Raw genomic sequence first — 24,305 nt, 5'->3', positions numbered from 1 at the left:
GTATACCAGTGTCATTTATAAGTAGGGCTTATGCCGGGGTGCCACGATGTCGTTGACCAATCTTCAGCTCAACTGGCTTCGAACGTTTGAATCAGTAGGGCGGCATTTGAGCTTTTCCGCAGCGGCGATTGAACTGAACATGAGCCAGTCGGCGGTGAGCCAGCAGATAAAATTGCTCGAACACAAACTGGGCAAGGCGCTGTTCCTGAGGCAAACACGTTCGATCCAGCTGACCGTATCGGGGCGGGCGTATTTGGCAGTGGTCCGGGAAGGCCTTTGGCATATGCACCAAGGTATGAACAACATCTTCAGCTCGGTTGCCCAAGGCGTACTTGAATTAAGCGTAAACAACTCATTTGCGCAGTTGTGGCTCGCCCCCCGCATGGAACGGTTTGCTGAGCTGTATCCGCAAATTTCTCTTCGCATGTACGGCGTTAACTGGGAGGCGGATGCTCCACCTTCCAGCGCAGAGCTGGAGATTCGCTACGGTGCAGGTAACTGGCAACAGTACGACATCCAACAACTGCTCTCGACTGAGCTGAAACCGTACTGCTCACTGGACGTTGCTGCCAAACTTCGAAGTGCCGGGGGATTGCTGAGCCTGCCCTTGATCGATGTGTTGGGTACACCCAATGGCTGGAGTGACTGGCTGGCTACTTACCCGCAAGGCGAGGCAGAAAACTATCAGCGTTTCTACGTCGACAGTTACGCAATCGCGGCGAGCATGGCCATTGAAAACGCAGGCGTGTGTCTGCTTAACGAGGAACTCGTGGAGAAATCCAGGCTGCGTGGACAGCTCGTGTCGCCGCTCGATCAGAGCATTGAGTGTCTTGCCGGGTTCTACTTGTTGAAGCCGCACAACAAGCCGCTATCAGGGGCTGCACAAGCCTTTTGCACTTGGCTGGAGTCGGAGCTTCGTTAATCTCTGCGGACTGGGTGAGGAGTCAGGAGCCCGCCATAGGCGGGCTCCTTTCCCTTAACTGTTACTTGGAAACGCGAACTGCGCAGCCTCATGGCTGGCACGTTGTGGCCAGCGCTGTGTGACCGCCTTGCGACGCGTGTAGAAACGAACACCATCCGGACCATACGCATGAAGATCGCCAAACAGCGAGCGCTTCCAGCCGCCAAAGCTGTGGTACGCCACCGGAACCGGTAGCGGAACGTTCACCCCCACCATGCCCACTTCAATCTCGTCACAGAACAGGCGGGCAGCTTCTCCGTCGCGGGTGAAGATGCAAGTACCATTGCCGTACTCGTGATCGTTGATGAGTTGCATGGCCTGTTCAAGGCTCGCTACGCGCACGATGCACAGCACGGGACCGAAAATCTCTTCCTTGTAGATGCGCATTTCAGGTGTCACGCGGTCGAACAGGCATCCACCCAGGAAGAAGCCATTTTCGTTGTTGGTTACCTGAAGCCCACGACCATCGACGACCAACTCGGCCCCGGATTCAACACCTTCGTCCACGTAGCCCTTCACTTTGTCGCGGTGGGCGCCAGTGATCAGTGGTCCCATGTCGAGGCCACAGGATGTGCCGGCGCCAATTTTCAGCGCCTGGATCTGCGGTACCAGCTTATCGATCAGCGCATCGGCGATTTGGTCGCCCACACAAACGGCGACGGAAATTGCCATGCAGCGTTCGCCACAGGAGCCGTAAGCCGCCCCCATCAGGGCGCTAACGGCATTGTTCAGGTCAGCGTCCGGCATCAGCACGGCATGGTTTTTAGCGCCGCCCAAGGCCTGGACACGCTTACCGCGTTTGGTGCCTTCGGCGTAGATGTATTCAGCGATAGGCGTCGACCCAACGAAGCTCAATGCTTTCACTTCCGGCGCCTCGATTAACGCATCGACAGCTTCTTTGTCACCGTGAACTACGCTCATCACCCCTTTAGGCAAACCCGCTTCTATCAGTAACTCAGCAATGTACAGGGTAGAGCTTGGGTCGCGCTCCGAAGGCTTGAGGATGAAGCAGTTGCCGCACACGATGGCCAACGGATACATCCAGAGTGGAACCATCGCCGGAAAGTTGAACGGTGTAATACCAGCCACAACGCCGACGGGTTGGAAGTCGCTCCAGGCATCGATGTTCGGGCCAGCGTTGCGGCTGAACTCACCCTTCAGGATTTCAGGGGCCGCGCACGCAAACTCGACGTTCTCGATACCGCGTTTGAGCTCTCCAGTGGCGTCTTCAATGGTTTTGCCGTGCTCTTCGCTGATCATCCGGGCGATTTTGGCTTCGTTCTGTTCCAACAATTGCTTGAAGCGAAACATGACCTGAGCACGCTTGGCGGCCGGCGTCTTGCGCCATGCGGGAAAGGCGGCTGTCGCGGAGTCAATGGCGTGTTGAACGGTGGCGCGATCCGCGAGTGAAACCTGATGGATGACCTCGCCCGTGGAAGGGTTGAACACGTCCGCGGTGCGGCCGGCGGTGGCGATATGCTCGCCGTTGATCAGGTGTTGAATGATGCTCATGGATGAAGACCTGCAAGATTGAAAATTGAAGTGATGCTGGCGGAGTTGCCCCGCCAGCACAGGTGGTTTGCCTGCACGTTGTTGCGTTAATCGATGTGGTTCAAGGCTTCCCCGACGGCGTCAAACATCCGGTCAAGATCTTCAGGTTTAGCGTTGAAGGTCGGTCCGAACTGAAGGGTGTCGCCACCGAAGCGCACGTAGAAACCCGCTTTCCAAAGCGCCATGCCCGCCTCGAACGGCCGAACAATCGCATCACCTTCACGGGGTGCAATTTGAATAGCGCCTGCGAGGCCGCAGTTCCTGATGTCCACAATGTGTTTTGCGCCCTTGACGCCGTGCAATGTGCGTTCGAAATGCGGCGCCAGGTCAGCTGATTGCTGGATGAGGTTTTCCTTCTCCAGCAGATCCAGTGTTGCGAGGGCCGCAGCGCAGGCAACCGGGTGCGCCGAGTAGGTGTAGCCATGGCCAAATTCGACCGCGTATTCCGGGCTCGTCTGATTCATGAAGGTTTGATAGATCTCGCTGGAAGCGATCACAGCGCCCATTGGAATGGCGCCGTTGGTGATCTGTTTGGCCACGTTCATGATGTCCGGCTTCACGCCGAAGTACTCCGCGCCGCTCCAGGTACCCATCCGCCCGAACCCGGTGATCACTTCGTCAAAGATCAACAGGATGTTGTGTTGAGTGCAGATCTCACGTAGGCGCTGCAAGTAGCCTTTGGGAGGAACGATGGCGCCTGCCGACCCCGACATCGGCTCAACAATAACGGCTGCGATGTTCGTCGCGTCATGCAGTTCAATGAGTTTGAGCAGCTCGTTTGCCAGTTCCACACCACCGGTTTCCGCCATTCCTTTGGTGAAGGCCAATCCCGGCTGCAACGTGTGGGGCAGGTGGTCGACATCCATCAGTTGACCGAACATCTTGCGGTTGCCCCCGATGCCACCCAGGCTGGTGCCCGCGATGTTCACGCCGTGATAGCCGCGTGCTCGGCCGATCATTTTGGTCTTGGTCGACTGACCCTTGAGGCGCCAGTACGCCCGGGCCATTTTGACCGCGGTGTCCGCGCACTCGGAGCCCGAGTTGGTATAGAACACATGGTTGAGGTCGCCGGGCATGAGGTCAGCGACGCGCTCGGACAACATGAACGATAACGGGTGGCCATATTGAAAGGCGGGCGAGTAATCGAGCGTGCCCAACTGAAGGGCTACGGCTTCCTGGATTTCCTTGCGCGAATGGCCTGCACCGCAGGTCCACAAGCCAGAAAGGCTGTCGTAAACCTTTCTGCCGTCGGAGTCGGTCAGCCAGCTGCCTTGTGCTGAGACGATGAACCGTGGATCACGCTGGAAGTTGCGATTCGAGGAGAACGGCATCCAGTGTGAATCCAGCTTCAGCTGGCTGGTCAAGGAACGTTCGTGAGCCTGTTGTGTGTTCATGAGCAGTGGTCCTCGTGGAGAGATACTCGTCGTGGTCAATCGGAGAGTTGGCCTTGTTGAGCGTCCTGAAATGGAATTCAAGGCTTGCCTAGAAACTGACACGCGCTTAGATTCGATAAAACACACCTTTCGATACCCTTAGTTTCAGGTCACCTAAACTATGAAAGCGCGCCGTGCCAATCCAGTTGCTCAAGTCACTGATTTTGATATTCGGATGCTCAAGATATTTCGCAGTGTCGTGGAGTGCGGTGGATTCTCCGTTGCAGAGAGCGTTCTCGGTGTTGGCCGGTCAGCAATCAGTCAGCAAATGACAGAGCTGGAGCAGCGATTAGGTTTACGGTTATGTCAGAGGGGACGTGCCGGGTTCTCCCTGACGGAGGATGGGCAGCAGGTGTATGAGGCGTGTTTACGCTTGTTGTCGGCGATGGAGGGATTTCGAAGCGAGGTCAACGGGATGCACAGTCATCTCCGGGGCGAGTTGATCATAGGCTTGACGGATAACCTGGTAACGATGCCCCACATGCGCGTCACGGATGCATTGGCTTCTCTAAAGAAAAAAGGACCTGACGTTCAGATCCAGATTCGAATGAGTACACCAGGTGAGGTGGAGCAAGGCGTGCTGGACGGTCGTCTGCACGTAGGCGTAATCCCTCAGGTCGGTGCGCTTTCAGGCCTTGAATATCAGCCGCTGTATAGCGAGCGTTCTCAGCTCTATTGCGGTGTTGGCCATCCTTTGTTTTTCGTCAAGGATCTGGATTTAAATGAGCAGCGTATCCAGGAGCAGGACGCCATAGCCCCGACATTCCGCTTACCGGCAACCATCCAGGAGCATTATCAAGCGCTGAACTGCACGGCCAGCGCATCGGACAGAGAGGGAATGGCATTCCTGATTCTTACGGGCCAGTACATAGGGTACCTGCCTGATCACTACGCGCGTAGCTGGGTTGCAGAAGGAAGGCTCAGGGCGTTGAAGCCCTATTCCTGTTTTTACGACCTGACGCTGGCTTCCGTCACCCGAAAAGGTCGCCGTCCCCATTTGGTATTGGAGACCTTTCTCGAATCCCTCGCGATGAGCGGCTGACGAATTGTCGCGCCTTCAAAGTGGTCATCGACGAATCAGTACAGCTTATTAATAAGCACCTGATACATCGTTTGTTGTAGGCATAAAACCACTCGTACGATTCACTCCAGAGGCTATGTTCGATGCCTGTGGAGGTTTTGATGCAACGCGAGGCTATGGAATTCGATGTCGTCGTAGTAGGAGGAGGGCCTGCCGGCCTATCTGCTGCCATTCGCCTGCGTCAATTGGCAATGGTAGAAGGGCGGGAGTTGTCAGTATGTCTGGTCGAAAAAGGCGCAGAGGTCGGTGCGCACATCATGTCCGGTGCTGTGTTCGAACCTACCGCACTGAATGAATTGTTTCCCGACTGGCGAAACATGGGTGCGCCACTGAACACCCCGGTGCAGTCGGACGAAATTTTCTACCTGTCGTCTTCACGCCTTTCGATCCGGGTTCCCGGGCTCTTCGCGCCCAGCACGATGGACAACGAAGGCAACTTCATCGTCAGCCTAGGCAATGTATGTCGTTGGTTGGGCCAGCAAGCGGAAGCCCTGGGGGTCGATGTGTTTCCAGGCTTTCCTGCGTCCGACGTTCTGTACGACGAGGAGGGCAGGGTCCGGGGTGTCTTGACCGCCGACATGGGCGTCGGCCGAACCGGAGAGCAGAAAGGCGGCTTTACACCCGGTATCGAGCTGATCGGCAAGCAAACGGTCTTCGCTGAAGGCTGTCGCGGGCACTTGGGCAAACAGCTGATCAGCAAGTATCAGCTCGATGCAGACTCCGATCCTCAACACTACGGGTTGGGCATCAAGGAAGTCTGGGAAATCCCCGCTGAGCAGCATGTTCCCGGGCTTGTGATTCATAGCACTGGATGGCCATTGACCCAGAGTGGCACGCAGGGCGGCGCCTTCATGTATCACCTGGAGGACGGTACGGTGGTGATTGGGCAGGTCGTGGATCTCAACTATCGCAATCCTTACCTGTCGCCGTTTGATGAGCTTCAACAACTCAAGCATCACCCGCTTTACGAGCAGTATCTGCGCGGTGGCTCGCGCATCAGCTACGGCGCGCGTGCCATTGCGAAAGGCGGGCTTCAGTCTTTGCCGAAGATGCACTTCCCAGGTGGCCTGCTGATTGGGTGTGATGCCGGCACCTTGAATTTTGCCAAGATCAAAGGCTCCCACACGGCTATGAAGTCCGGAATGCTGGCGGCTGAAACCATTTTTGAGGCGTTTGCCGTCAATGAGGCGGCTGGCCAGGATTTGTCGGCGTATGAGGGAAAATTCAGGGCATCGTCTATTTACGACGAGCTTTACCAGCAGCGTAATTTCGGTCCCGCCATGCACCGGTTCGGCAATCTGGTCGGGGCCGGCTACGCCTGGGTTGATCTGAACCTGTTGAAAGGGAAATTGCCTTGGACTTTCCACGACAAACGCCCCGACTACTCGACCATGGATCCTGCCGATAGTGCTTCGGTCATTCACTACCCGAAACCCGACAACGTCCTGAGTTTCGATAAGACCTCCTCGGTCTATTTGTCGAACACGAACCATGAAGAAGATCAGCCCTGCCACTTGACGCTCAGGGACTCCTCGATACCCATCGCGTTCAACCTGCCCACCTATGCCGAGCCGGCGCAACGGTACTGTCCCGCCGGTGTGTACGAGGTTGTGGAGGATGCGTCAGCGAGCCGATTTCAGATCAATGCGCAGAACTGTCTGCACTGCAAAACCTGTGACATCAAGGACCCGAGTCAGAACATCGTTTGGCGTGCACCCGAGGGAGGCGGGGGACCCAACTACACCAGCATGTAGAGGAGAAAGAGTCGCTACGCGATTGAGCGACCGAAGCGTGGCTAGTGCGATGCGTGGAACAGAACAATAACGAACTCAATGAACACACTGCCTTCCTTACTAGAAATCTATCGGGAGCATCATGAAAAAATTAGCGTTAGTTCTCGTCTCTGGCTTGACCTCCTTCGCCGTGATGGCGCAAGAAAACCTCACGGTTGTCACATATGGCGGGAGTGTCGCAGCGGCTCAGCAACAGTCCTCGATCAAACCCTATGCCGATAAAACAGGCGTCAAGATTCGTACCGAAGATTACTCGGGAGGTATTGCCCAGCTCAAAGCTCAGGTTGAGTCGAAAAAAGTCGCCTGGGATGTGATCGATATGGAAATGCCAGATGCTGTGCGGGCCTGTAATGCCGGCCTGTTGGAGCGCATCAACCCGGCGAAAGATCTTGCCGCCGCGCCCGATGGCTCCACTGCGACGGATTTCCTGCCAGGTTCGCTGAACGATTGTGGGGTCGGTGCCTACATCTGGAGCACGGCGGTGGCCTACAACACCAATGCCTTCAAAGGGCAGGCACCCACTACACTGACTGACTTTTTCGACCTCAAAAAATATCCCGGCAAGCGCGGCTTGCGCAAAGCGCCCCAGGCGAACCTCGAATGGGCTCTGTTAGCGGATGGTGTTCCACGTGATCAGGTGTACGCCACTCTTGAGACCGATGAGGGGCTTCAGCGTGCTTTCAAAAAGCTCGACTCGATCAAGAGCCAGGTCATCTGGTGGGAAGCTGGCGCGCAACCTCCGCAGTTGCTGGCAGATGGTCAGGTCACGATGACTTCCGCCTGGAATGGTCGGATCTGGGCCGCACAGGCGAAAGAAAAACAGCCATTCAAAATCATCTGGGACGGCCAGATGTACGACATCGATGTGTGGGCCGTGCCGGTGGGTGCACCCAACAAAGCCAAGGCCATGGACTTCCTGCGTTTTGCAACATCGACTCAGATTATGGCTGACCAGAGTCAGTACATCGCTTATGGGCCTACACGCAAGTCGTCCCAGCCACTGGTTCACGCCGATATGAAGTCGAGTATGCCAACTGACCCGGCCAACTTTGCGACGGCATTGCAGGTGAATTCGGAGTGGTGGGGTGATCATGCTGACGAGCTGAACGAACGCTTCAACGCCTGGCTTGCAAAATGATCCTCTGAATTTAGCCGTTAAGCTGTGTGGGTCGGCTTGCCATCGAAGTACCAGATTCGGTGAGGGATAGCGGCTATTAGCCGAGCTGATCAAAGGAATTGCTCTCTGCTTGGTGCACTTTTGCCCGACGCTTGCGTCGGGCTTTTTTTTGAGCGTTATTTAAAACAAAGAAAACGAGTAACTGGCGATCAACCGGTTTTCATCAATGTCGCGGCCATCATCGCTGCGGTAGGTTGCGTTGCGCCAGCGGACAGAGACGCCTTTCAGGAAGTCCTGAAAAGCGTAGGTCACATCGATGTCGCGTTCCCATTCCTTTTCTGCGCCCGGTTTGTCCAGCCCCGTTCCGCGTATGTAGGCAGTGAAAAAGGTCAGGCCAGGAATGCCCATCGGCGCAAAGTTGTAACCGTAGCGTAATTGCCAGCTGCGTTCGCCAGCGCTGCCAAAGTCATGGTATTGCACATAATTGGGCAGGTAGGGGTTGTTGATGTAGGGGAAGCCGGTTGCACCCTTCATCACTTGATAAGTGGTCAGCACGCTGTGGCCGCTATCGAAGTTGTAGCCCACAGCCGCAGAATAGGCCCGGTTATCGACCTCGCCTGCTTTTGCGGCGCCGATATCGCGACTGGAGAAGGCGCGTAGATCGGTGGTCAGTTTGCCTTTACCGACGCGTGTGGTGTGAATCAGGCCGAGGAACTGCTGGCGATACACATCATCCAGTGCTCCGTAGTAATAGCTACCGGTCAGTGTCGGAGTGATTTGATAGCTGCCGCCACCATAACGGAAGTGGTCACCGACGCCGGTGGCCCGATAACGTCCTTCCTTGGCCGCGATGCCGATGTCCCGTTTATCGGTAGAGTCCGGTGTGACAGTTTTATCAAATTGAGCGAAGTTCACCGTCAGATGTTCGATTTCGCTGGAGCTGACCTGCGTGCCCTGGAATGTCTGGGGAAAAAGTCGACTGCCATTGAATTGCAGCACCGGTACCTTCGGCAGTGCAATGCCGTAGTTTAGGGTGGTTTTCGAGATTCTGGCTTTTGCCGCCAGTCCTCCCTTGGAATACTCGTCAGCTGCTTCACCGGAGGCGCGACGGGGCAATAGACCGCTGCCAGTACGGTCGGGGCTGGAGTCTAATTGATAGCCGGCGTATCCGAGTGCGTCGACACCCAACCCAATCGTGCCTTGGGTGAACCCTGACTCATAGTTGAGCAAAAAGCCTTGGGCCCATTCATCTCGTTTGGATACACCAACGCCATCTCGGAAGTCGCCGTTGTAGTAAAAGTTACGAGCTTCAATGCTTGCCTTACTGTCCTCAATAAAGCCTGCGGCCATCGAGGAAATGCTCCAGCAGACACCAGGTACGAACAATGCGATAGACAGAGTACGGTTCATTTTTATTATTTTCCTGACACGACGAGTCGCTGTTCGGTACTGGACCGAACAGGCACTCGATTGGAAGTTGTTAGGGAGAGAGTGTTAAGCCTTGCAGCCCAGCTCTTGAGCCAGTTTTTTGCGGTCCAGTTCTTTTTCCCAGGCGGAAACCACCAAGGTCGCTACACCGTTGCCCACCAGGTTGGTCATGGCCAGCCCTGTGCCCATGAAGCGGTGGATGCCGAGAATCAACACCATGCCGGCGACGGGGACGATCGGTATCACCATCAAGGTGCTGGTCAACATCACGAACGCTGCGCCGGACACTCCGCTGGCACCCTTGGACGTCAGCATCGCCACGATCACCAGGGTCAATTGCTGTGACAGGGTCAAGTCGATATTCAACGCCTGGGCAATGAACAAAACCGCCATCGTCAGGTAGATGTTGGTGCCGTCCAGGTTGAAGGAATAACCGGTCGGGATCACCAGGCCCACGACGGGTTTGGAACAGCCCAGGCGTTCCATTTTGTCCATGATTTGTGGCAGCACCACTTCTGAGGAACTGGTGCCCAGCACCACTAGCAGTTCCTCTTTGATATAGGCGAGGAAGCGCAGAATGCTGAAGCCGCAAACCCGTGCGACCCCGCCGAGGATGACAACCACGAAGAAGATGCACAGCAAGTAGAAGCTGCCTATCAATTTAAGCAGCGGCAGCAGCGACTCGACCCCGTAAGTGCCAACGGTGAACGCTATGGCACCGAAGGCGCCAATGGCCGACAGTTTGGCGATGATGTGCACAATGCGGAAAAAAACACCCGACAGGCCCTCGACGATGTCGTACACCGGCTTGCCTTTCTCCCCCATGGCTGACAGCGCGCAACCGAACAGCACCGATACCAGCAAGATGCACAGTACGTTGCCCTCGGTGAACGCCTGGGTGAAGGTGGTGGGGATGATGCCCATGAGGAAATCGACCATGTGCAGGTGCTGGGCTTTTTCCGCAAAGCCCGTCACTGCCTTGGCATCGAGCGTGTTGACGTCAACGTTGAAGCCACCGCCGGGATTGAACAGATGGCCGCCGATCAACCCGATCAGTAGCGAGACTGTCGAAATGACTTCGAAATACAACAATGCTTTGCCACCGACACGGCCGACCTTCTTCAAATCCCGCATGCCGGCGATGCCGGTCACTACCGTACAGAAAACCACGGGACCGATGATCATCTTGATCAGTTTGATGAACGCATCGCCCAAGGGTTTGAGGTCCGCGGCGAAGTCAGGCCAGAAGTGACCGACCAGTACACCGACGATGATTCCCAGCAGGACCTGAAAATACATCGCACGGTAAAAGGGTTGTTTGGTTTTTACATTAGCGCTGGTCGGTGTCTCGACCTGAGCGGGCACATGGATAGGGTTCATAAGGTTTACTCGCTGCCATCTTATTGTTGGAGGTGTGGCAAAGGGTCCTGCTGTCAGCGTCCGTACAATTTCAGCGGGTTATCAATCAATAGCTTTTGGCGCAATACCGGGTCGGTGCAGAAGCGGAACATCAGATCCACCAGACCACCGTCGTTGGGCATGTCTTTGCTGATATTGGGATGTGGCCAATCGGTGCCCCAAAGCACGCGATCCGGTGCTACTTGGATCAGTCGTTCGGCGAAGGGAATTGCGTCATCGAATGGCCGACGACCGATCGACACGCGCTCGGCCCCGCAGACTTTGACCCAGGCCAAGGGATTTTCCATAAGGTCGAGCAGGGCCAGGAAAGATGATTGTTCGATACCGTCCTGAGCATTGACCCGACCCATGTGATCGATGATGAATGGCACGGGAATACGTTCCAGGCGGTCGACGTAAGTCAGGATGTCCTGAGCATCGAGATGCAACACCACATGCCAGCCCAGCGGCGCGAGCCGTTCGATGGTGCGATCAAAAACATCCAGATCGGGTGCGCCACCCAGGTGTGCAACAAAATTGAAACGAACCCCGCGCACGCCCCCGGCATCCATCTCGGCGAGTTGGGCGTCGGTTTCGCTGCCGTCGACGATAGCCACGCCGCGATAACGTCCTTCACTGCGGGCAATGGCATCGAGCATCGCTCGGTTATCACTGCCGTGACAGCTGGCCTGGACGATCACGCCACGGCTGAATCCCAGATGATCGTGCAACGCGCGCAGGGTTTCAAAAGGAGCGTCGGGTGGGGTGTAGCTGCGGTCGGCGGTATAAGGGAACTGAGCGGCAGGGCCGAACACATGGCAGTGTGCGTCCCAGGCACCTGCTGGCAGGGCATGCGCAGGTTGGGTGGGATTGGAATCCGGAGCCAGGCAACTTTTCATCAGGTGTCCTTCATTCATCGGTGTTTGTAAGCGATACCTGATGGTCGTCTTTGCGAGCGCCTCGAACAACAGAGTCCAGGTTCTAGCAGCTATGCGGTTTTTGCATGTATGTCTTCACGGTATGCAGATTTCACGGACCATGGCCAATGTCTTTTCAGCCAGACGCGTCAGCGGTCGCTGCTCCGATGTCGCAATAAACAGATGGGTAGGAATGGAGGGTTCGACAATCTGCGCCGCTCTTAATCCATCCGGCAGACTGTTGCTCCCGGCGAGGGCGGAACGGAACAACACACCGTAGCCCATGCCCAGCTTGATCAGCTCCAGGAGCGAGGGAATGCTGTCGATTTCCAGGCACACGTCCAGTGTGATGTCATGGCGGGATGCCTGGGTTTCGACCAGCCGACGTAGCGAATGAGGTTCGCTGGGAATGATCAGTGGATAGCGCCCCAGATCCTTCATGGCGACCGTGTCTGGCAGCTCCGAACTGGAGGCGCCGATCAACATCAATGGCTCGGAGTGGATGTGTTCGTAGTGCAGCTGCGCACTGTGGGCGGGGTTGAACAGGAGGGCGAAATCCAGGCGGCCGAGCAATAGCCACTCCCGCATCGAATGACTCAAACCCTCCTTGATACCTAACGAGCAACCAGGAAAACGCTCACGAAAGGCCGATACCAGGGCCACGGTATGGCGTCGGGAAATGCTCGGCGGAAGCCCGATCACCACTTTGCCGGACAAGGTGTCGCGTTGCTCGCGCAACTCTTCGCGAGCCACTTGCACCTGTCGCAAGATGCCTTTGCCGTGATCGAACAGCCGCTGGCCAGAAGCAGTCAGCAACACGCCACGGCCGTGGCGCAGCAGCAGATGCTCCTGTAATTCGACTTCCAGTTGTCGAACCTGTCGGCTGACCACCGACTGGGAGATGTTCAATACCGCGGCCGCTTTGGTAAAGCTTCCGAATTCGGCGACTCGTACGAAACATTCGAGTTGTTTTAAGTCCATGAGCCGTTCTCGGGGGAAAAGCTCATGTTAACGCTTTTCCTCCAACAAGCTTTCTCGGGAGACGGGGCTGCCGTAGAGCGTATCGATCAGGCGTAGCCAGTCGAACGGTTCAAGACTTGGGTAATCAAGGTCGGCATCAAGCATGGCGTCCACAAGGCCCCGTTGGGCATTGACGATGGCCTGGCTCATGTTCGGTACAACACCCATGTCGTTCGAGGTTTTTGCCACTTCTTTCATTTCTTCGGATCGGCGCAGACCATGTTCGGCCACGCGGCTGATCAAGTAGTGCGGCAGCGCGCCGTCCCAGCCCATATGCGGGAAACTCTGATGCAATGAGGCCAACACCTCGTGTTCAGCCTGATACTGTCGTGCGGTGCTCAAGCATTCGGTCGTCAACGCTTCCAGTCCCTTGATCATGATGCTGCGACACATCTTGATCGCAGACGCGACACCGACTTCTTCGGACACCGGGCGAACGTTCATGCCTAGTTCACCGAGCCGGTCAGCGACCAGCCGGGCGGCTGATCCGCCTACCAAAATGGGGGTTTTCAAGCGTTGAGGCGGGACCGGTGCCATAACGGCAGCATCGATGTAACCGACGCCGCGCTGCTGCATGGCTGTGAATGCAGCCCGTTTGGTGGACGGAGCAACGGAATTGATATCGATGAACAGCTGGTCGGGCCTCATCAGCGCTGCTGCTACCCGAGCAACATCCAGCGCCGCATCGGCGGTGACCGCTGAGATGACCCAGTTTGCGAGTGCAATGGCTTCGGCGAAACTGTCGCATAGACGGACGCCGCTGCACCGAGCCTTGTCGTAGAGAGCGGCGCGAGTGCGAGGATTTTCCTGCAGGCGATCATAGGCGAATACGGTCACGCCCGTAGCCACGAGATCCTGGCCAAAAATACTACCAGCCTCGCCGAAGCCGATCAGCGTGATGGTGGTCGGCTTCATGGTTTCACCTCGTTTTTCCAGACGCTCTGCGCAATAAATACATCGCCGTCGAACAGCAACCGGGCCGTACGCAGCAGTCCACAGCCCGCCAGTTGACCATTTTGCATGCGCAGTTCCACAGTGAACTCTCCCGTCGGATGTTCTACCGATACCTGTACGCGTTCACCGGTCTGCGCTGCCAGGGCCAGTCCGCTGGCGACCGAGCCCGGAACCTGACACGCGGAGGCAACGCTCACTGCGCCAAACACCCCGATCGTGGCGTGGCAACGATGCGGGATGAAGGTGCGACTGCAAATCTCGCCGCCATCACGAGGGGCGGCAATCAAGGATACTTTCGGTACGCTGCGCTGACTGACATCCCCCAGATTCATCAATGGACCCGCTTGCAAGCGGATGGATTCGAGCAAGGCTTTGAGTTCGCTGTCGGCGTCCAATTGTTCGGGACTTTCGTAGCCGCTACGGCCGACATCGGTGGCTCGAATCAAAATAACCGGCATGCCGTTATCAATGCAGGTCGCGTCAATGCCGTCGAAGCGATCTGTGGGGTTGCCAGTTGGCAGCAATGCGCCGCAGCTGGAGCCGGCAATGTCCTCAAATTCGATAATCAGTGGGGCGCCGGTGCCGGGAACGCCATCGATGCGAGCATCTCCTGCGTAACTGACCGAACCGTTCGGGGTGGGTACATGGGCAATGGCAATCTGACCGGTGTTCTCCATGAAAATCCGCACCGACGTAACGGGTCCCTGAGCGCTCACGAGGTCACGTTCGATGGCGAACGGTCCGACCCCAGCCAGGATATTTCCGCAATTCTGGCCATAATCGACCTGGGCCTGTTCGACCAGTACCTGGGCGAACAGGTAATCGACGTCGGCGTCAGGACGCTTTGAGAGGCGGATGATTGCGACCTTGCTGGTCAACGAATTCGCGCCGCCGATACCGTCGATCTGCCGTGCATCGGGCGATCCCATTACAGCCAACAACACTTCGTCACGCAGCAACCCTTCGGCGGGCAGGTCGTGTGCAAGAAAGTACGCGCCTTTGGATGTGCCGCCGCGCATCATCAAACAAGGAATACGAGTCTGGCTCATGCGGGTCATCCTTGCAGGTCGTTGAGGCTGTCGTAATAGGTCAGGCCCCGGTCGGCGAGCTTCTGACGCATCTCGTAGATATCCAGGCCCAATTCGCCGGCTGCCAGGCGCACACGTTTCTGCTCCTCCAGTCTGGCGCGTTTGCGACTGGTTTCAACGACCGTTGGCAACTCTTCGCGGCGGACAATCACCACGCCGTCATCGTCCGCAACCACGATATCACCGGGCTCGACCCACTGGCCGGCGCAGATGATCGGTACGTTGACCGAGCCCAGCGTTTCCTTGACCGTGCCTTGGGCATGAACCGCCCGCGACCATACCTTGAAGCCCATGTCCCTCAGGGTTCGAGTATCGCGCACCCCGGCATCGATGATTAGCGCTCGTACCCCACGGGCCATCAACGAGGTGGCGAGCAAGTCGCCGAAGTAGCCGTCGGTGCAGGGCGACGATGTCGCGACCACCAGAATATCGTCGGGTTGGCACTGTTCGACCGCGACATGGAACATCCAGTTGTCGCCCGGCGCGACCAGTACGGTGACGGCTGTTCCGCTGATGCTCTGGTTCTGCTGGATGGGGCGAATGGCTGAGTCCAACAGACCTTTGCGGCCCTGGGCTTCATGCACGGTGGCAACACCGAAGCGATCCAGTTCATCGATCAATGCGGTGTCGGCTCGGGGAATGTTGCGAACGACGATGCCGGTTTTTCCGATCAGCGTGCTCATGCCAGATTCTCCGTCACTCGTGGGAAGAGACTCTGGTAGCCCTCGGCGTACACGATGTTGCGGGTGGAGGCGATACCGACGTTGCGCTTGGCCTGTACGCCTCGTTGCAGGGCGACACGGGTGTAGTACTCCCAGAGATGCTCTTGACCGGCCATGCACTGGATGGCGGCATATTTCTTGTCCCAGACCTCAGTGATATCCAGCAGGACATCCGGGCGCCATTCGCACTGCTCCGGTTGATGGGGTTCGAAGCTGTATACCGGTGGGGCTCCGATGATTTTCTCGCCCGGCTTGTACCCTTCAGCCTGCGCGATGATGCGCGCCTCCTGTGTCAGGTTCATGGCCAGCGGGTGGTCGTAGTTGTAAGGGTCTTTGATTGAATGGCTGAGGACAAACTCTGGTTGTACTCGGCGGAACACGTCGGCCAGACGGAACAAAGTCTCTTTATCTGCCCGCATCGGGTAATCGCCGATGTCGAAGAATTCTACAGTGGCGCCCAGGATCTGCGCCGCTGCTTCGGCCTCGCTGCGACGTGCGGTTTTGACCTTGTCTTCGGACATCTCGCCTTTGCGCCAAAGCTTGGCTGATTCGCCTCTTTCTCCATAGGACAGGCATACGATGTGAACGGCATAACCCTGTTGTGCATGCAGTGCGATGGCGCCACCGGCACGCCAAACGAAATCGGCGGAATGGGCGCTGACGACCAGTGCGGTTTTTTTTGTATTAGTCATTGAAGGGCTCTTCTTGCGGCTATTTGGTAGGGCCACATTCGCACTTGGTTGCGGTGATGAATAATGCGTTCGGCTGCAAGAGGTATGCATTTTACTTATCGGGGCAAGTTATGCATGCTGTGAAACCGCTTCCCTGAAGCCCGATAGGTGTCCATGAACAGTCTTGATCTGCCCAATCTCATGCAGGTTCGGGCGTTCCTTCATGTCGTCGACTACGGCAGTGTATCCAAGGCCTCTACCGTGCTTTTTCGTGCTCAACCCGTGGTGACGCGCGCCATCCTGGCCTTGGAGAAACGCCTCGGCGTCTTGCTGTTCGAGCGTAACGTCAACGGTATGCGTCTGACCGATTATGGTGAAGGCGTGCTTCCCCGTGCTCGTCGTACCCTGGAGGAGTTGCAGGCCGTTGTGCCTTTGCTGGGTCATGCGCCGGGGAATACCGCCGAACCGCTTTATCTGCTCCAGACGCGCCGTCTGGAGGTCTTCGCGACACTCTGCCAAACGCACCATATGCAAACTGCCGCGAGTATTCTTGGGGTATCGCAGCCGGCAATCAGTGCCGCCATCAAAGTCCTTGAGCAAGGTAGCGGTTGCAGCCTGTTTGAACGCACACCCCATGGCTTGCTGCCGACGCGCCCGTGCCTGGCGATGTTGCTGAGGGTGCGTCGAGCGCTGAATGAACTTCGTCATATCGACGCGGACATCGCCGCGCTGGGTGGCTCCCTTCAAGGCGCCGTGCATGTAGGGGCTTTGCCTCTCGGTCGTACCGGAATATTGCCCGAGGCTATGGTGCGTCTGACCTCGGAGAACCCCCATGTACGGATCGTGACCAATGAAAGTCCGTTTGATTTGTTGGCCAGTGAACTGCGCGCAGGGGATGTGGATTTCATCCTCGGCGCTCTACGCCCATCGGCCTACGCCAGTGATTTGCATAGCGAGGCCTTGTTGCAGGAGGAGATGGTAATCCTGGTGCGCCGTGACCATCCGTGGCTGAAACGTTCTCTGGTATATGACGACTTGAGTGCCGCCCGCTGGGTTCTGCCTCGTGCCGGCTCTCCGGCACGACAGCTTCTGGACGCATTTTTCGCCCACATCGGTATCGCCGCGCCCAGCCCTGTGATCGAAACGGCCGACCTGGCAATCCTGCGGGGTGTGTTGTTGCGCTCAGACATGCTCGCCGCGGTTTCGGCTCATCAGTTGGAACACGAAATGGCCAGCGGGGATCTGGTGCGCCTGCCGCTTGCCCTTAGCCACACTACGCGCCCGATCGGTCTGATCTCCAGGGCCGGGGCACTTCAATCGCCAGCGGCGCAGGCATTGATGGACAAGATTCGGCAGGTCGTGAATGAGACGGCGATGAGAATCAGCGCTTCGATTTGAAACCGAAGCAGTCCTCGCAACACTGCCCGGAGCGGCCATTGGATTCGATTTTGCTGACGCCGCCTTCTATGTACACCGCTCACCAATGGATAAGTCCTGCTTATCCATGAGTTCCATATAGATCGTTTGTAAGCATCTATAGGGACTTATAGCATCGGATTCCAGAGGTTTGGACTTATTCGGAGGTTGCTATGAAGGTGCTGGTGGCGGTGAAGCGTGTCGTAGACGCCAACGTCAAAGTCCGTGTCAAAGCGGATGAATCTGACGTTGAGTTAAGCAACGTAAAAATGTCGATAAACCCCTTCTGCGAGATCGCTGTGGAGGCCGCACTTCAGTTGAAGGAAAGTGGGCAGGCCAGCGAAATCATCGCCGTATCGGTGGGCCCTGACGCTTGTCAGGAGCAGTTGCGAACCGCCCTGGCGATGGGCGCAGACAGAGCCGTGCTGATCAAGACGAGTAGCGATCTGGAGCCCCTTGCGATTGCCAAACTTCTCTACACGGTCACCCAGCGTGAAGAACCCGGCATTGTTCTCCTGGGTAAGCAATCCATCGATGGTGATAACAACCAGACCGGTCAAATGCTTTCCGCCTTAATGGGCAGCGCTCAAGGCACCTTCGCTTCGCAAATCAACGTCGTCGGTGAGTGGGTCAATGTCATTCGCGAGGTCGACGGCGGACTGGAAACCAGAAGCTTGCGGTTGCCCGCAGTGATCACCGCTGACCTGCGCCTGAATGAGCCACGCTACGCCTCACTTCCCAACATCATGAAAGCGAAGAAAAAACCACTGGAGGTCATTGATGCCTGCGACCTCGGTGTCGATATCGCTCCTCGTTTGAAAGTCATCAAGGTCTCGGCGCCGCCTGAGCGCAAGGCAGGTATTCGTGTGAGTAGCGTTCAAGAACTGGTCGAGAAGCTGAAGAACGAAGCGGGGGTGATCTGATGGCTGTGTTATTGATTGCTGAGCACCACGAAGGGGCTCTTAAATCGGGCACCTTGAACGCGCTTTCAGCGGCGGCGAGCCTTGGGGCAGACGTCGACGTTTTGGTGGCGGGTCATCAGGCGGGCAGTGTCGCTGAGGAGTTGGCATCATTCGCGGGTGTGAGTTGCGTACTGATTTCAGATGCGCCCGAGTATGCAGATCAAGGTGTGGAGAATGTGGCCGCCCTGGTGACCGAGCTGGTGAAGGCCTCGACCTATGGTCATGTCTTTGCCGCCTCTACGGCGTTTGGCAAAAATCTGCTTCCTCGTGTGGCTGCATTGCTGGATGTCGCCCAGGTCAGTGACGTTGTGGAAATCGTTTCCTCGAACACATTCGTTCGGCCGTACTACGCCGGTAATGCCCTGGCGACCGTTGAAAGCGCTGACTCAGTCAAGGTACTGACCGTTCGCACCACGGCGTTTGCAGCTGCCGAACCGACAGGGGCATTGGCGCCTATCAAGTCCATTTCCGTCTCTCACGACACCGGTCTTTCCAAATTCCTGAGTGCCGATTTCAGCGTCTCTGACCGCATCGAATTGACCTCGGCCAAAATCGTCATTTCCGGCGGTCGCGGCATGGGCAGTGGCGAAAATTTCGCCCTGCTGGAAAAAGTCGCCGACAAGCTGGGTGCCGCGGTGGGTGCCTCTCGCGCAGCCGTCGATGCAGGTTTCGTCTCCAACGATATGCAGGTTGGCCAGACAGGCAAGATCGTGGCGCCTGACTTGTACATCGCTGTTGGCATCTCGGGTGCCATTCAACATTTGGCCGGCATGAAAGATTCCAAAATCATCGTCGCGATCAACAAGGACGAGGAGGCGCCGATTTTCCGCGTTGCTGACTACGGCCTGGTTGCCGATTTGTTCGAAGCCGTTCCAGCTCTTGAAGCTGCCCTGTCCTAAGGAGTCTGAAATGAGCGCCAAGCGTACCTATACATTCGCTTTCGATTGTCCAGACCGGGTGGGAATCATCACTCGCACGGCAGGTCTTTTCGCCAGCCATGGCGGTTGGGTTGAGGAAGCCTCGCAGTTCTCTGACGAAGAGAGCAATCGTTTCTTCAGTCGCATGGTTGTTCGCGCGGAGACCCTGCCGTTTGACATCGAAGTGTTGAAACGCAAAGTCGAACCGCTCGCACAAGAGATGTCGATGAACTGGCGTCTGGTCGACAGCGACCAGCGCAAGCGCGTGGTGCTGATGTGCAGCAAAGGCTCGCACTGCATGACCGATTTGCTGGATCGCTGGAAAACCGGTGACCTGGTCTGTGACATCGCCTGCGTTATTTCCAACCATGAGGATTTGCGCAGCCTGGTTGAGTGGTACGGCATTCCATTCGAATACGTACCGGTCGACAAAGATAATAAGGCTGCAGGGTTTGCCAAAACCGAACAACTGATCGATGAGTACCGCGCGGACTGCATCGTTCTCGCTCGTTACATGCAGATTCTTCCGCAGAACCTGTGTGAAAAATACCGCCATAAAGTGATCAACATTCATCACAGCTTCCTGCCCTCGTTCATCGGTGCAAAGCCGTATCACCAGGCGTCCCGTCGTGGAGTAAAGCTGATCGGCGCGACCTGTCACTACGTGACGGAAGACCTCGACGAGGGGCCGATCATTGAGCAGGACGTCGCGCGCGTCAGCCACGAACAGTCTGTTGATGATCTTGTGCGGTTAGGCAAAGACGTCGAAAAAACCGTATTGGCCCGTGGGCTTCGAAACCATCTCGAAGATCGCGTGCTCGTGTACGGCAATAAAACCATCGTGTTCTAAGCACCCCCCAATCGTCGAGCCAGTTGCCCTGCCTGGGGTGCTGGCCCTGGAGTTTTAAAATGAGCAATACCGTTCCGAGTTCGGCTCGTGTCGTCATCGTCGGTGGTGGGGTTATCGGGTGCAGCGTTGCATACCACCTGACCAAACTGGGCATCAAGGATGTCGTGCTGCTGGAGCGCAAGACGCTGACCTGCGGCACGACCTGGCATGCTGCCGGCCTGGTGCCGACCCTGCGCGCGACCTACAACATGAGCATGCTGGCGAAGTACAGCGCTGGTTTGTACGAGGGCCTTGAAGCAGAAACCGGTCAGGCCACTGGCTTCGTGCGTAACGGTTCCTTGAGCGTCGCGACTCACCAGGAACGTTTCACCGAACTCAAGCGCGGCGCGTCGATGGCCAAGCTCTGTGGCTTTCCCTGTGAAGTGGTCAACCCTGAGCAAGCGCTTGACCTGTGGCCGCTGCTGAACATCGAAGACATCGTCGGCGGCGTGTATTTGCCGTTGGACGGTGTGGTCAACCCGGTTGACGTCACCCAGGCACTCGCCAAGGGTGCTCGAATGGGCGGCGCTAAAATCATTGAAAACACCCAGGTCCTGGACATCAAGATCAAGGATGGCAAGGCCGCTGGCGTCGTCACGGCTCAGGGCGATATCGACGCTGAGTTCGTGGTGAATTGCGCCGGTATGTGGGCGCGTAATTTCGGCAAGAAAGCCGGGGTCAACATTCCCCTCCACGCCGCAGAACACTACTACGTGGTCACGGAGCCGATGCCGGAAATCAACGGCATCATGCTGCCGACACTGCGTGACCTGGACTACTACAACTACTTCAAGACCGACGCCGGCAAACTGTTGATCGGCACCTTTGAGCCCAACGCCAAACCTTGGGGGCATGAAGGCATTCCTGATAGCTTCAGTTTTGATGAATTGCCACCTGATTTCGATCACTTGGAACCCTACCTGGAAGCGGCCATTCGCCGAATCCCAGCGCTGGAAAAGACCGGGCTGCAAGTGTTCTTCAACGGTCCTGAAAGCTTTACCCCCGATGACCGCTACCACTTGGGTGAAGCACCTGAGTTGCGTAACTATTTTGTCGCCGCGGGCTTCAACTCGGTGGGCATCCAGTCAGCGGGCGGCGCCGGCAAGGTGCTGGCCGAGTGGATCGCCAAAGGTCACGCCCCAATGGATCTGTGGGACGTCGACATCAAGCGTAATTTGCCGTTCCAGGGTAACTCTCAATACCTGTATGACCGCACCACGGAAGGCCTGGGACTGCTGTATGCCATGCACTGGCCGTTCCGTCAGTTCGAGTCCGCCCGCAACGCACGCAAAAGTATCCTCCATGACCGTTTGGTGGCCGCCAATGCCTGCTACGGCGAAGTGGTCGGCTGGGAGCGAGCGAACTTCTTCGCACCGGTGGGTGAGAAGCCGGAATACGGGTATAGCTGGGGCAAGCAAAACTGGTTCGAGTGGTCAGCAGCCGAACACAACGCGGTGCGCAAAACCGTCGGCCTGTTTGATCAAAGCTCCTTCGCCAAGATACTGGTCCAGGGTCGCGACGCAATGTCGGTGCTCAACCGGATTTGCAGCAACAACATCGATGTCGAGCCGGGAAAGATCGTCTACACCCAGTGGCTGAATGAACGCGGAGGTATCGAGGCCGACCTGACCGTGACACGACTTGAGAAGGAGTCGTTCCTCATCGTCACCGGTCCATGGACGCAGACTCGCGAGCTGAACTGGCTGCGCCGCAACACGCCGGACGAGGCGAATGTTGTCTACACCGATGTCACCTCTTCGATGGCCGTGATCAGCGTGATGGGCCCTAACGCCCGTAATTTGCTGCAACCGCTGACCACCGACGACCTCTCCAACGAGGGCTTCCCGTTTGCCACCTCCAGGGAGATCGAACTCGGCTATGCCCGCGTACGAGCGTCACGGATTACCTACGTGGGCGAGTTGGGCTGGGAGCTGTACATCCCGACTGAATTCGCCCCGGATGTATTCGACCGAATCGTCGCGGCGGGTGAGCCACACGGCTTGAAGTTGTGTGGTTATCACGCCCTGAACTCCCTGCGTATCGAGAAGGGCTATCGCCACTTCGGCCACGACGTGGTGGAGGAGGACACCCCACTGGAAGCCGGGCTTTCGTTTGCCTCGGACTTCAACAAGGCCGGCGGTTTCATTGGCAAAGAAGCCTTGCTCAAGCAGAAAGCCGAAGGCGTGAAGAAACGCATGGTCCTGTTCAAGTTCCTCGATCCAGAAGCTACCAACTACCACGAAGAACCGATCTATCGGAACGGAGAAATCGTCGGCCGCACCACCTCTGGCATGTACGGCCACTTCATCGGCGGCAACGTCGCCATGGGCTATGTCTGCAACGCCGAAGGTGCAACGGCTGACTGGGTGAAAGAAGGCAAGTACGAGATCGAGGTGGCCACCAAGCGCTATGAGGTGGAGGCCAGCCTTCGAGCGTTCTACGACCCTGAGATGAACAAAATCAAGTGCTGACTCCCCTGGGCCAACCGTATTAGCGGCGGTCAGGCACGGTATAGAAACGTCATAACAACAAGTCGATTGAATCGCGCAGTGCCCGGAGGTCCGACTCCGGGCCAGGCGCAAAAATCGCCGGAGACAACCATGAATGCAAAATGCATCGCCAGGTCCAAGTCGTCGCCAACCCCGTCGGGTGCGCAGCTTCGTGCCGCTCCATCACACCTTATCGATTCCGGGCTCGCCCTGAGCCTTTTCTGCCGAAAGATTCCTCTTGAGTTTGCCGCGTCGACCATCAGACACGGGCGTCCGTACGCCTGATCGATAGCAGTCCTGAGTCCACGCGAACAAGAGAAACCGTGTGAGCGCCGTTAAAGGCGGCTTCGCACTTAGCTGATCAAAGAATTGCAGAAGGGTGTTCACATGCAAACAGAATCCTTTGTGAGTTTTCGCAATGTGCAGAAGAGCTACGACGGCGAAAACCTCGTGGTCAAAAACTTCAATCTGGATATTCAGCGCGGCGAATTCATCACCATGCTTGGGCCGTCCGGCTCTGGAAAGACAACGTGCCTGATGATGTTGGCGGGTTTTGAAACCGTCACTCACGGGGAAATCTCCATCGACAGACAGCCGGTTAACGATATCTCGCCACAGAAGCGCGGTATCGGCATGGTCTTTCAAAACTATGCCTTGTTCCCGCACATGACCATTGCTGAGAACCTGGCTTTTCCGCTCAAGGTTCGCGGCTTGTCTTCAAGCGACATCCAGGACAAAGTCAAGAAGTCCCTGGACATGGTCGCCATGGGCGCGCTGGGCAATCGCATGCCGGCACAACTGTCCGGTGGGCAGAAACAACGAGTGGCCCTGGCTCGGGCGCTGATTTTCGAACCTCGCCTGGTGCTTATGGACGAGCCGCTCGGTGCGCTCGACAAACAACTGCGCGAGCAAATGCAGTACGAGATCAAGCGCCTTTCCAAGCAGCTGGGTATTACCGTTGTTTACGTGACCCACGATCAGACTGAAGCACTGACCATGTCTGATCGCATTGCGGTGTTCAACGATGGTGTGGTTCAGCAACTGGCCAATCCGTCCGACCTGTACGAGAAACCCGAGACCGCCTTCGTTGCCAGCTTCATTGGTGAAAACAACCGGCTGACGGGGGAGGTCATCGAGCGCGACGGGGATTACTGCCAAGTGCAAGTCGGCAACCTTCGAGTGAAGGCCGTTGCGGCGAAATCAGCGAGTACCGCCCGTGGCACGAAAACCACCTTGTCGATTCGTCCGGAGCGCGTCTACCTCGATCCAACCGACGGTCAATGCGACAACCGGCTTCCGGCCAAAATTCAAGAGCTGATCTATCACGGGGACCATCTGCGTCTGCGGTTGAGCGTCGCGGACCAGGATGACTTCATCGTCAAAGTGGTCAACGGCGTCAACCAGTCGACGCCGACTCCCGGCGCCCTGGTGACCGTAGGGTGGCGTGCTGACGACTGTCGAGCGCTCAACACCGTTATCTAACTTTCGTCACCGCTCA

General features: G+C 56.9%; 20 protein-coding genes. 10 read left to right on the top strand and 10 right to left on the bottom strand.

Annotation, left to right across the window (positions count from 1 at the left end; translation table 11 throughout):
- Nucleotides 1–46: 46 nt before the first annotated feature.
- Nucleotides 47–922: a LysR family transcriptional regulator gene (locus tag ACM6IK_RS01960; RefSeq protein WP_108215547.1), complete on the top strand. Its 876-nt coding sequence runs from the start codon at nucleotides 47–49 to the stop codon at nucleotides 920–922.
- A gap of 54 nt (nucleotides 923–976) precedes the next feature.
- Here ACM6IK_RS01960 and ACM6IK_RS01955 read toward each other — a convergent pair whose 3' ends face one another.
- Nucleotides 977–2,473, bottom strand: coding sequence for a CoA-acylating methylmalonate-semialdehyde dehydrogenase (locus tag ACM6IK_RS01955; protein WP_414873009.1), 1,497 nt, complete (start codon nucleotides 2,471–2,473; stop codon nucleotides 977–979).
- Between the two features lie 86 nt (nucleotides 2,474–2,559).
- The gene (locus ACM6IK_RS01950; RefSeq protein ID WP_414872915.1) at nucleotides 2,560–3,906 is read right to left on the bottom strand and encodes an aspartate aminotransferase family protein; all 1,347 of its coding nucleotides are present in this window, start codon (nucleotides 3,904–3,906) and stop codon (nucleotides 2,560–2,562) included.
- Between the two features lie 160 nt (nucleotides 3,907–4,066).
- Between ACM6IK_RS01950 and ACM6IK_RS01945 the strand changes: the two genes are divergently transcribed.
- From ACM6IK_RS01945 to ACM6IK_RS01935, 3 genes are all read left to right on the top strand, one after another.
- A complete protein-coding gene (locus ACM6IK_RS01945) occupies nucleotides 4,067–4,987 on the top strand; it encodes a LysR family transcriptional regulator (RefSeq protein ID WP_108215550.1) in 921 nt (306 codons plus the stop codon).
- A 140-nt stretch (nucleotides 4,988–5,127) separates the two neighbouring features.
- Entirely contained in the window at nucleotides 5,128–6,780 is a 1,653-nt protein-coding gene (locus tag ACM6IK_RS01940; RefSeq protein WP_414872914.1) for an electron transfer flavoprotein-ubiquinone oxidoreductase, read from the top strand.
- 121 nt (nucleotides 6,781–6,901) lie between these two features.
- The gene (locus ACM6IK_RS01935) at nucleotides 6,902–7,957 is read left to right on the top strand and encodes an ABC transporter substrate-binding protein (protein ID WP_414872913.1); all 1,056 of its coding nucleotides are present in this window, start codon (nucleotides 6,902–6,904) and stop codon (nucleotides 7,955–7,957) included.
- A 159-nt stretch (nucleotides 7,958–8,116) separates the two neighbouring features.
- Here the strand turns inward: ACM6IK_RS01935 and ACM6IK_RS01930 are convergent, their stop codons facing one another.
- The 8 genes from ACM6IK_RS01930 to galB form a co-directional block, all read right to left on the bottom strand.
- The gene (locus ACM6IK_RS01930) at nucleotides 8,117–9,346 is read right to left on the bottom strand and encodes an OprD family porin (protein WP_414872912.1); all 1,230 of its coding nucleotides are present in this window, start codon (nucleotides 9,344–9,346) and stop codon (nucleotides 8,117–8,119) included.
- 84 nt (nucleotides 9,347–9,430) lie between these two features.
- Nucleotides 9,431–10,744, bottom strand: coding sequence for a dicarboxylate/amino acid:cation symporter (locus ACM6IK_RS01925; RefSeq protein WP_123722742.1), 1,314 nt, complete (start codon nucleotides 10,742–10,744; stop codon nucleotides 9,431–9,433).
- A 53-nt stretch (nucleotides 10,745–10,797) separates the two neighbouring features.
- Nucleotides 10,798–11,661, bottom strand: a complete 864-nt coding sequence (locus ACM6IK_RS01920) for an amidohydrolase family protein (RefSeq protein ID WP_223569638.1) — start codon at nucleotides 11,659–11,661, stop codon at nucleotides 10,798–10,800.
- A gap of 114 nt (nucleotides 11,662–11,775) precedes the next feature.
- Nucleotides 11,776–12,660, bottom strand: a complete 885-nt coding sequence (locus ACM6IK_RS01915; RefSeq protein ID WP_414872911.1) for a LysR family transcriptional regulator — start codon at nucleotides 12,658–12,660, stop codon at nucleotides 11,776–11,778.
- Between the two features lie 27 nt (nucleotides 12,661–12,687).
- A complete protein-coding gene (locus ACM6IK_RS01910) occupies nucleotides 12,688–13,614 on the bottom strand; it encodes a DUF1932 domain-containing protein (protein WP_414872910.1) in 927 nt (308 codons plus the stop codon).
- Nucleotides 13,611–14,702 (bottom strand): 4-oxalomesaconate tautomerase, encoded by a 1,092-nt coding sequence (locus ACM6IK_RS01905; RefSeq protein WP_414873008.1) that lies wholly within the window; start codon nucleotides 14,700–14,702, stop codon nucleotides 13,611–13,613. Before ACM6IK_RS01905 ends, ACM6IK_RS01910 begins: the two co-directional genes overlap by 4 nt.
- Nucleotides 14,703–14,707: 5 nt before the next feature.
- Nucleotides 14,708–15,424 (bottom strand): 4-carboxy-4-hydroxy-2-oxoadipate aldolase/oxaloacetate decarboxylase, encoded by a 717-nt coding sequence (locus ACM6IK_RS01900; RefSeq protein ID WP_414872909.1) that lies wholly within the window; start codon nucleotides 15,422–15,424, stop codon nucleotides 14,708–14,710.
- The gene (galB, locus tag ACM6IK_RS01895) at nucleotides 15,421–16,155 is read right to left on the bottom strand and encodes a 4-oxalmesaconate hydratase (RefSeq protein ID WP_414872908.1); all 735 of its coding nucleotides are present in this window, start codon (nucleotides 16,153–16,155) and stop codon (nucleotides 15,421–15,423) included. Before galB ends, ACM6IK_RS01900 begins: the two co-directional genes overlap by 4 nt.
- Before the next feature lie 153 nt (nucleotides 16,156–16,308).
- Between galB and ACM6IK_RS01890 the strand changes: the two genes are divergently transcribed.
- The 6 genes from ACM6IK_RS01890 (at nucleotide 16,309) to ACM6IK_RS01865 (ending at nucleotide 24,289) form a co-directional block, all read left to right on the top strand.
- Entirely contained in the window at nucleotides 16,309–17,532 is a 1,224-nt protein-coding gene (locus ACM6IK_RS01890; RefSeq protein ID WP_414872907.1) for a LysR family transcriptional regulator, read from the top strand.
- Nucleotides 17,533–17,723: 191 nt separating this feature from the next.
- A complete protein-coding gene (locus ACM6IK_RS01885) occupies nucleotides 17,724–18,473 on the top strand; it encodes an electron transfer flavoprotein subunit beta/FixA family protein (protein ID WP_414872906.1) in 750 nt (249 codons plus the stop codon).
- Nucleotides 18,473–19,411: an electron transfer flavoprotein subunit alpha/FixB family protein gene (locus ACM6IK_RS01880; protein ID WP_414872905.1), complete on the top strand. Its 939-nt coding sequence runs from the start codon at nucleotides 18,473–18,475 to the stop codon at nucleotides 19,409–19,411. The genes ACM6IK_RS01885 and ACM6IK_RS01880 overlap by 1 nt, the downstream gene beginning before the upstream one ends.
- 10 nt (nucleotides 19,412–19,421) lie before the next feature.
- Entirely contained in the window at nucleotides 19,422–20,279 is an 858-nt protein-coding gene (gene purU, locus ACM6IK_RS01875; protein WP_046035443.1) for a formyltetrahydrofolate deformylase, read from the top strand.
- 59 nt (nucleotides 20,280–20,338) lie between these two features.
- Nucleotides 20,339–22,789, top strand: coding sequence for a GcvT family protein (locus tag ACM6IK_RS01870; RefSeq protein WP_414872904.1), 2,451 nt, complete (start codon nucleotides 20,339–20,341; stop codon nucleotides 22,787–22,789).
- A 405-nt stretch (nucleotides 22,790–23,194) separates the two neighbouring features.
- The gene (locus ACM6IK_RS01865) at nucleotides 23,195–24,289 is read left to right on the top strand and encodes an ABC transporter ATP-binding protein (protein ID WP_414872903.1); all 1,095 of its coding nucleotides are present in this window, start codon (nucleotides 23,195–23,197) and stop codon (nucleotides 24,287–24,289) included.
- Nucleotides 24,290–24,305 lie beyond the last annotated feature (16 nt).

Source organism: Pseudomonas sp. IT-196MI5, assembly GCF_949767415.1.
In the GTDB taxonomy this organism is placed as follows: Bacteria; Pseudomonadota; Gammaproteobacteria; order Pseudomonadales; family Pseudomonadaceae; genus Aquipseudomonas.
The sequence above is the reverse complement of the archived record's forward strand: the minus strand, read 5'-3'. Positions and strand labels throughout refer to the sequence as shown.

Coding starts and splice junctions, on each gene's coding strand:
- ACM6IK_RS01925 (WP_123722742.1), bottom strand. CDS start 10,744: ATGAACCCTATCCATGTGCCCGCTCAGGTCGAGACACCGACCAGCGCT.
- purU (WP_046035443.1), top strand. CDS start 19,422: ATGAGCGCCAAGCGTACCTATACATTCGCTTTCGATTGTCCAGACCGG.
- ACM6IK_RS01955 (WP_414873009.1), bottom strand. CDS start 2,473: ATGAGCATCATTCAACACCTGATCAACGGCGAGCATATCGCCACCGCC.
- ACM6IK_RS01890 (WP_414872907.1), top strand. CDS start 16,309: ATGAACAGTCTTGATCTGCCCAATCTCATGCAGGTTCGGGCGTTCCTT.
- ACM6IK_RS01935 (WP_414872913.1), top strand. CDS start 6,902: ATGAAAAAATTAGCGTTAGTTCTCGTCTCTGGCTTGACCTCCTTCGCC.
- ACM6IK_RS01930 (WP_414872912.1), bottom strand. CDS start 9,346: ATGAACCGTACTCTGTCTATCGCATTGTTCGTACCTGGTGTCTGCTGG.
- ACM6IK_RS01940 (WP_414872914.1), top strand. CDS start 5,128: ATGCAACGCGAGGCTATGGAATTCGATGTCGTCGTAGTAGGAGGAGGG.
- ACM6IK_RS01920 (WP_223569638.1), bottom strand. CDS start 11,661: ATGAAAAGTTGCCTGGCTCCGGATTCCAATCCCACCCAACCTGCGCAT.
- ACM6IK_RS01880 (WP_414872905.1), top strand. CDS start 18,473: ATGGCTGTGTTATTGATTGCTGAGCACCACGAAGGGGCTCTTAAATCG.
- ACM6IK_RS01870 (WP_414872904.1), top strand. CDS start 20,339: ATGAGCAATACCGTTCCGAGTTCGGCTCGTGTCGTCATCGTCGGTGGT.
- galB (WP_414872908.1), bottom strand. CDS start 16,155: ATGACTAATACAAAAAAAACCGCACTGGTCGTCAGCGCCCATTCCGCC.
- ACM6IK_RS01905 (WP_414873008.1), bottom strand. CDS start 14,702: ATGAGCCAGACTCGTATTCCTTGTTTGATGATGCGCGGCGGCACATCC.
- ACM6IK_RS01900 (WP_414872909.1), bottom strand. CDS start 15,424: ATGAGCACGCTGATCGGAAAAACCGGCATCGTCGTTCGCAACATTCCC.
- ACM6IK_RS01910 (WP_414872910.1), bottom strand. CDS start 13,614: ATGAAGCCGACCACCATCACGCTGATCGGCTTCGGCGAGGCTGGTAGT.
- ACM6IK_RS01915 (WP_414872911.1), bottom strand. CDS start 12,660: ATGGACTTAAAACAACTCGAATGTTTCGTACGAGTCGCCGAATTCGGA.
- ACM6IK_RS01885 (WP_414872906.1), top strand. CDS start 17,724: ATGAAGGTGCTGGTGGCGGTGAAGCGTGTCGTAGACGCCAACGTCAAA.
- ACM6IK_RS01960 (WP_108215547.1), top strand. CDS start 47: ATGTCGTTGACCAATCTTCAGCTCAACTGGCTTCGAACGTTTGAATCA.
- ACM6IK_RS01945 (WP_108215550.1), top strand. CDS start 4,067: ATGAAAGCGCGCCGTGCCAATCCAGTTGCTCAAGTCACTGATTTTGAT.
- ACM6IK_RS01865 (WP_414872903.1), top strand. CDS start 23,195: ATGCAAACAGAATCCTTTGTGAGTTTTCGCAATGTGCAGAAGAGCTAC.
- ACM6IK_RS01950 (WP_414872915.1), bottom strand. CDS start 3,906: ATGAACACACAACAGGCTCACGAACGTTCCTTGACCAGCCAGCTGAAG.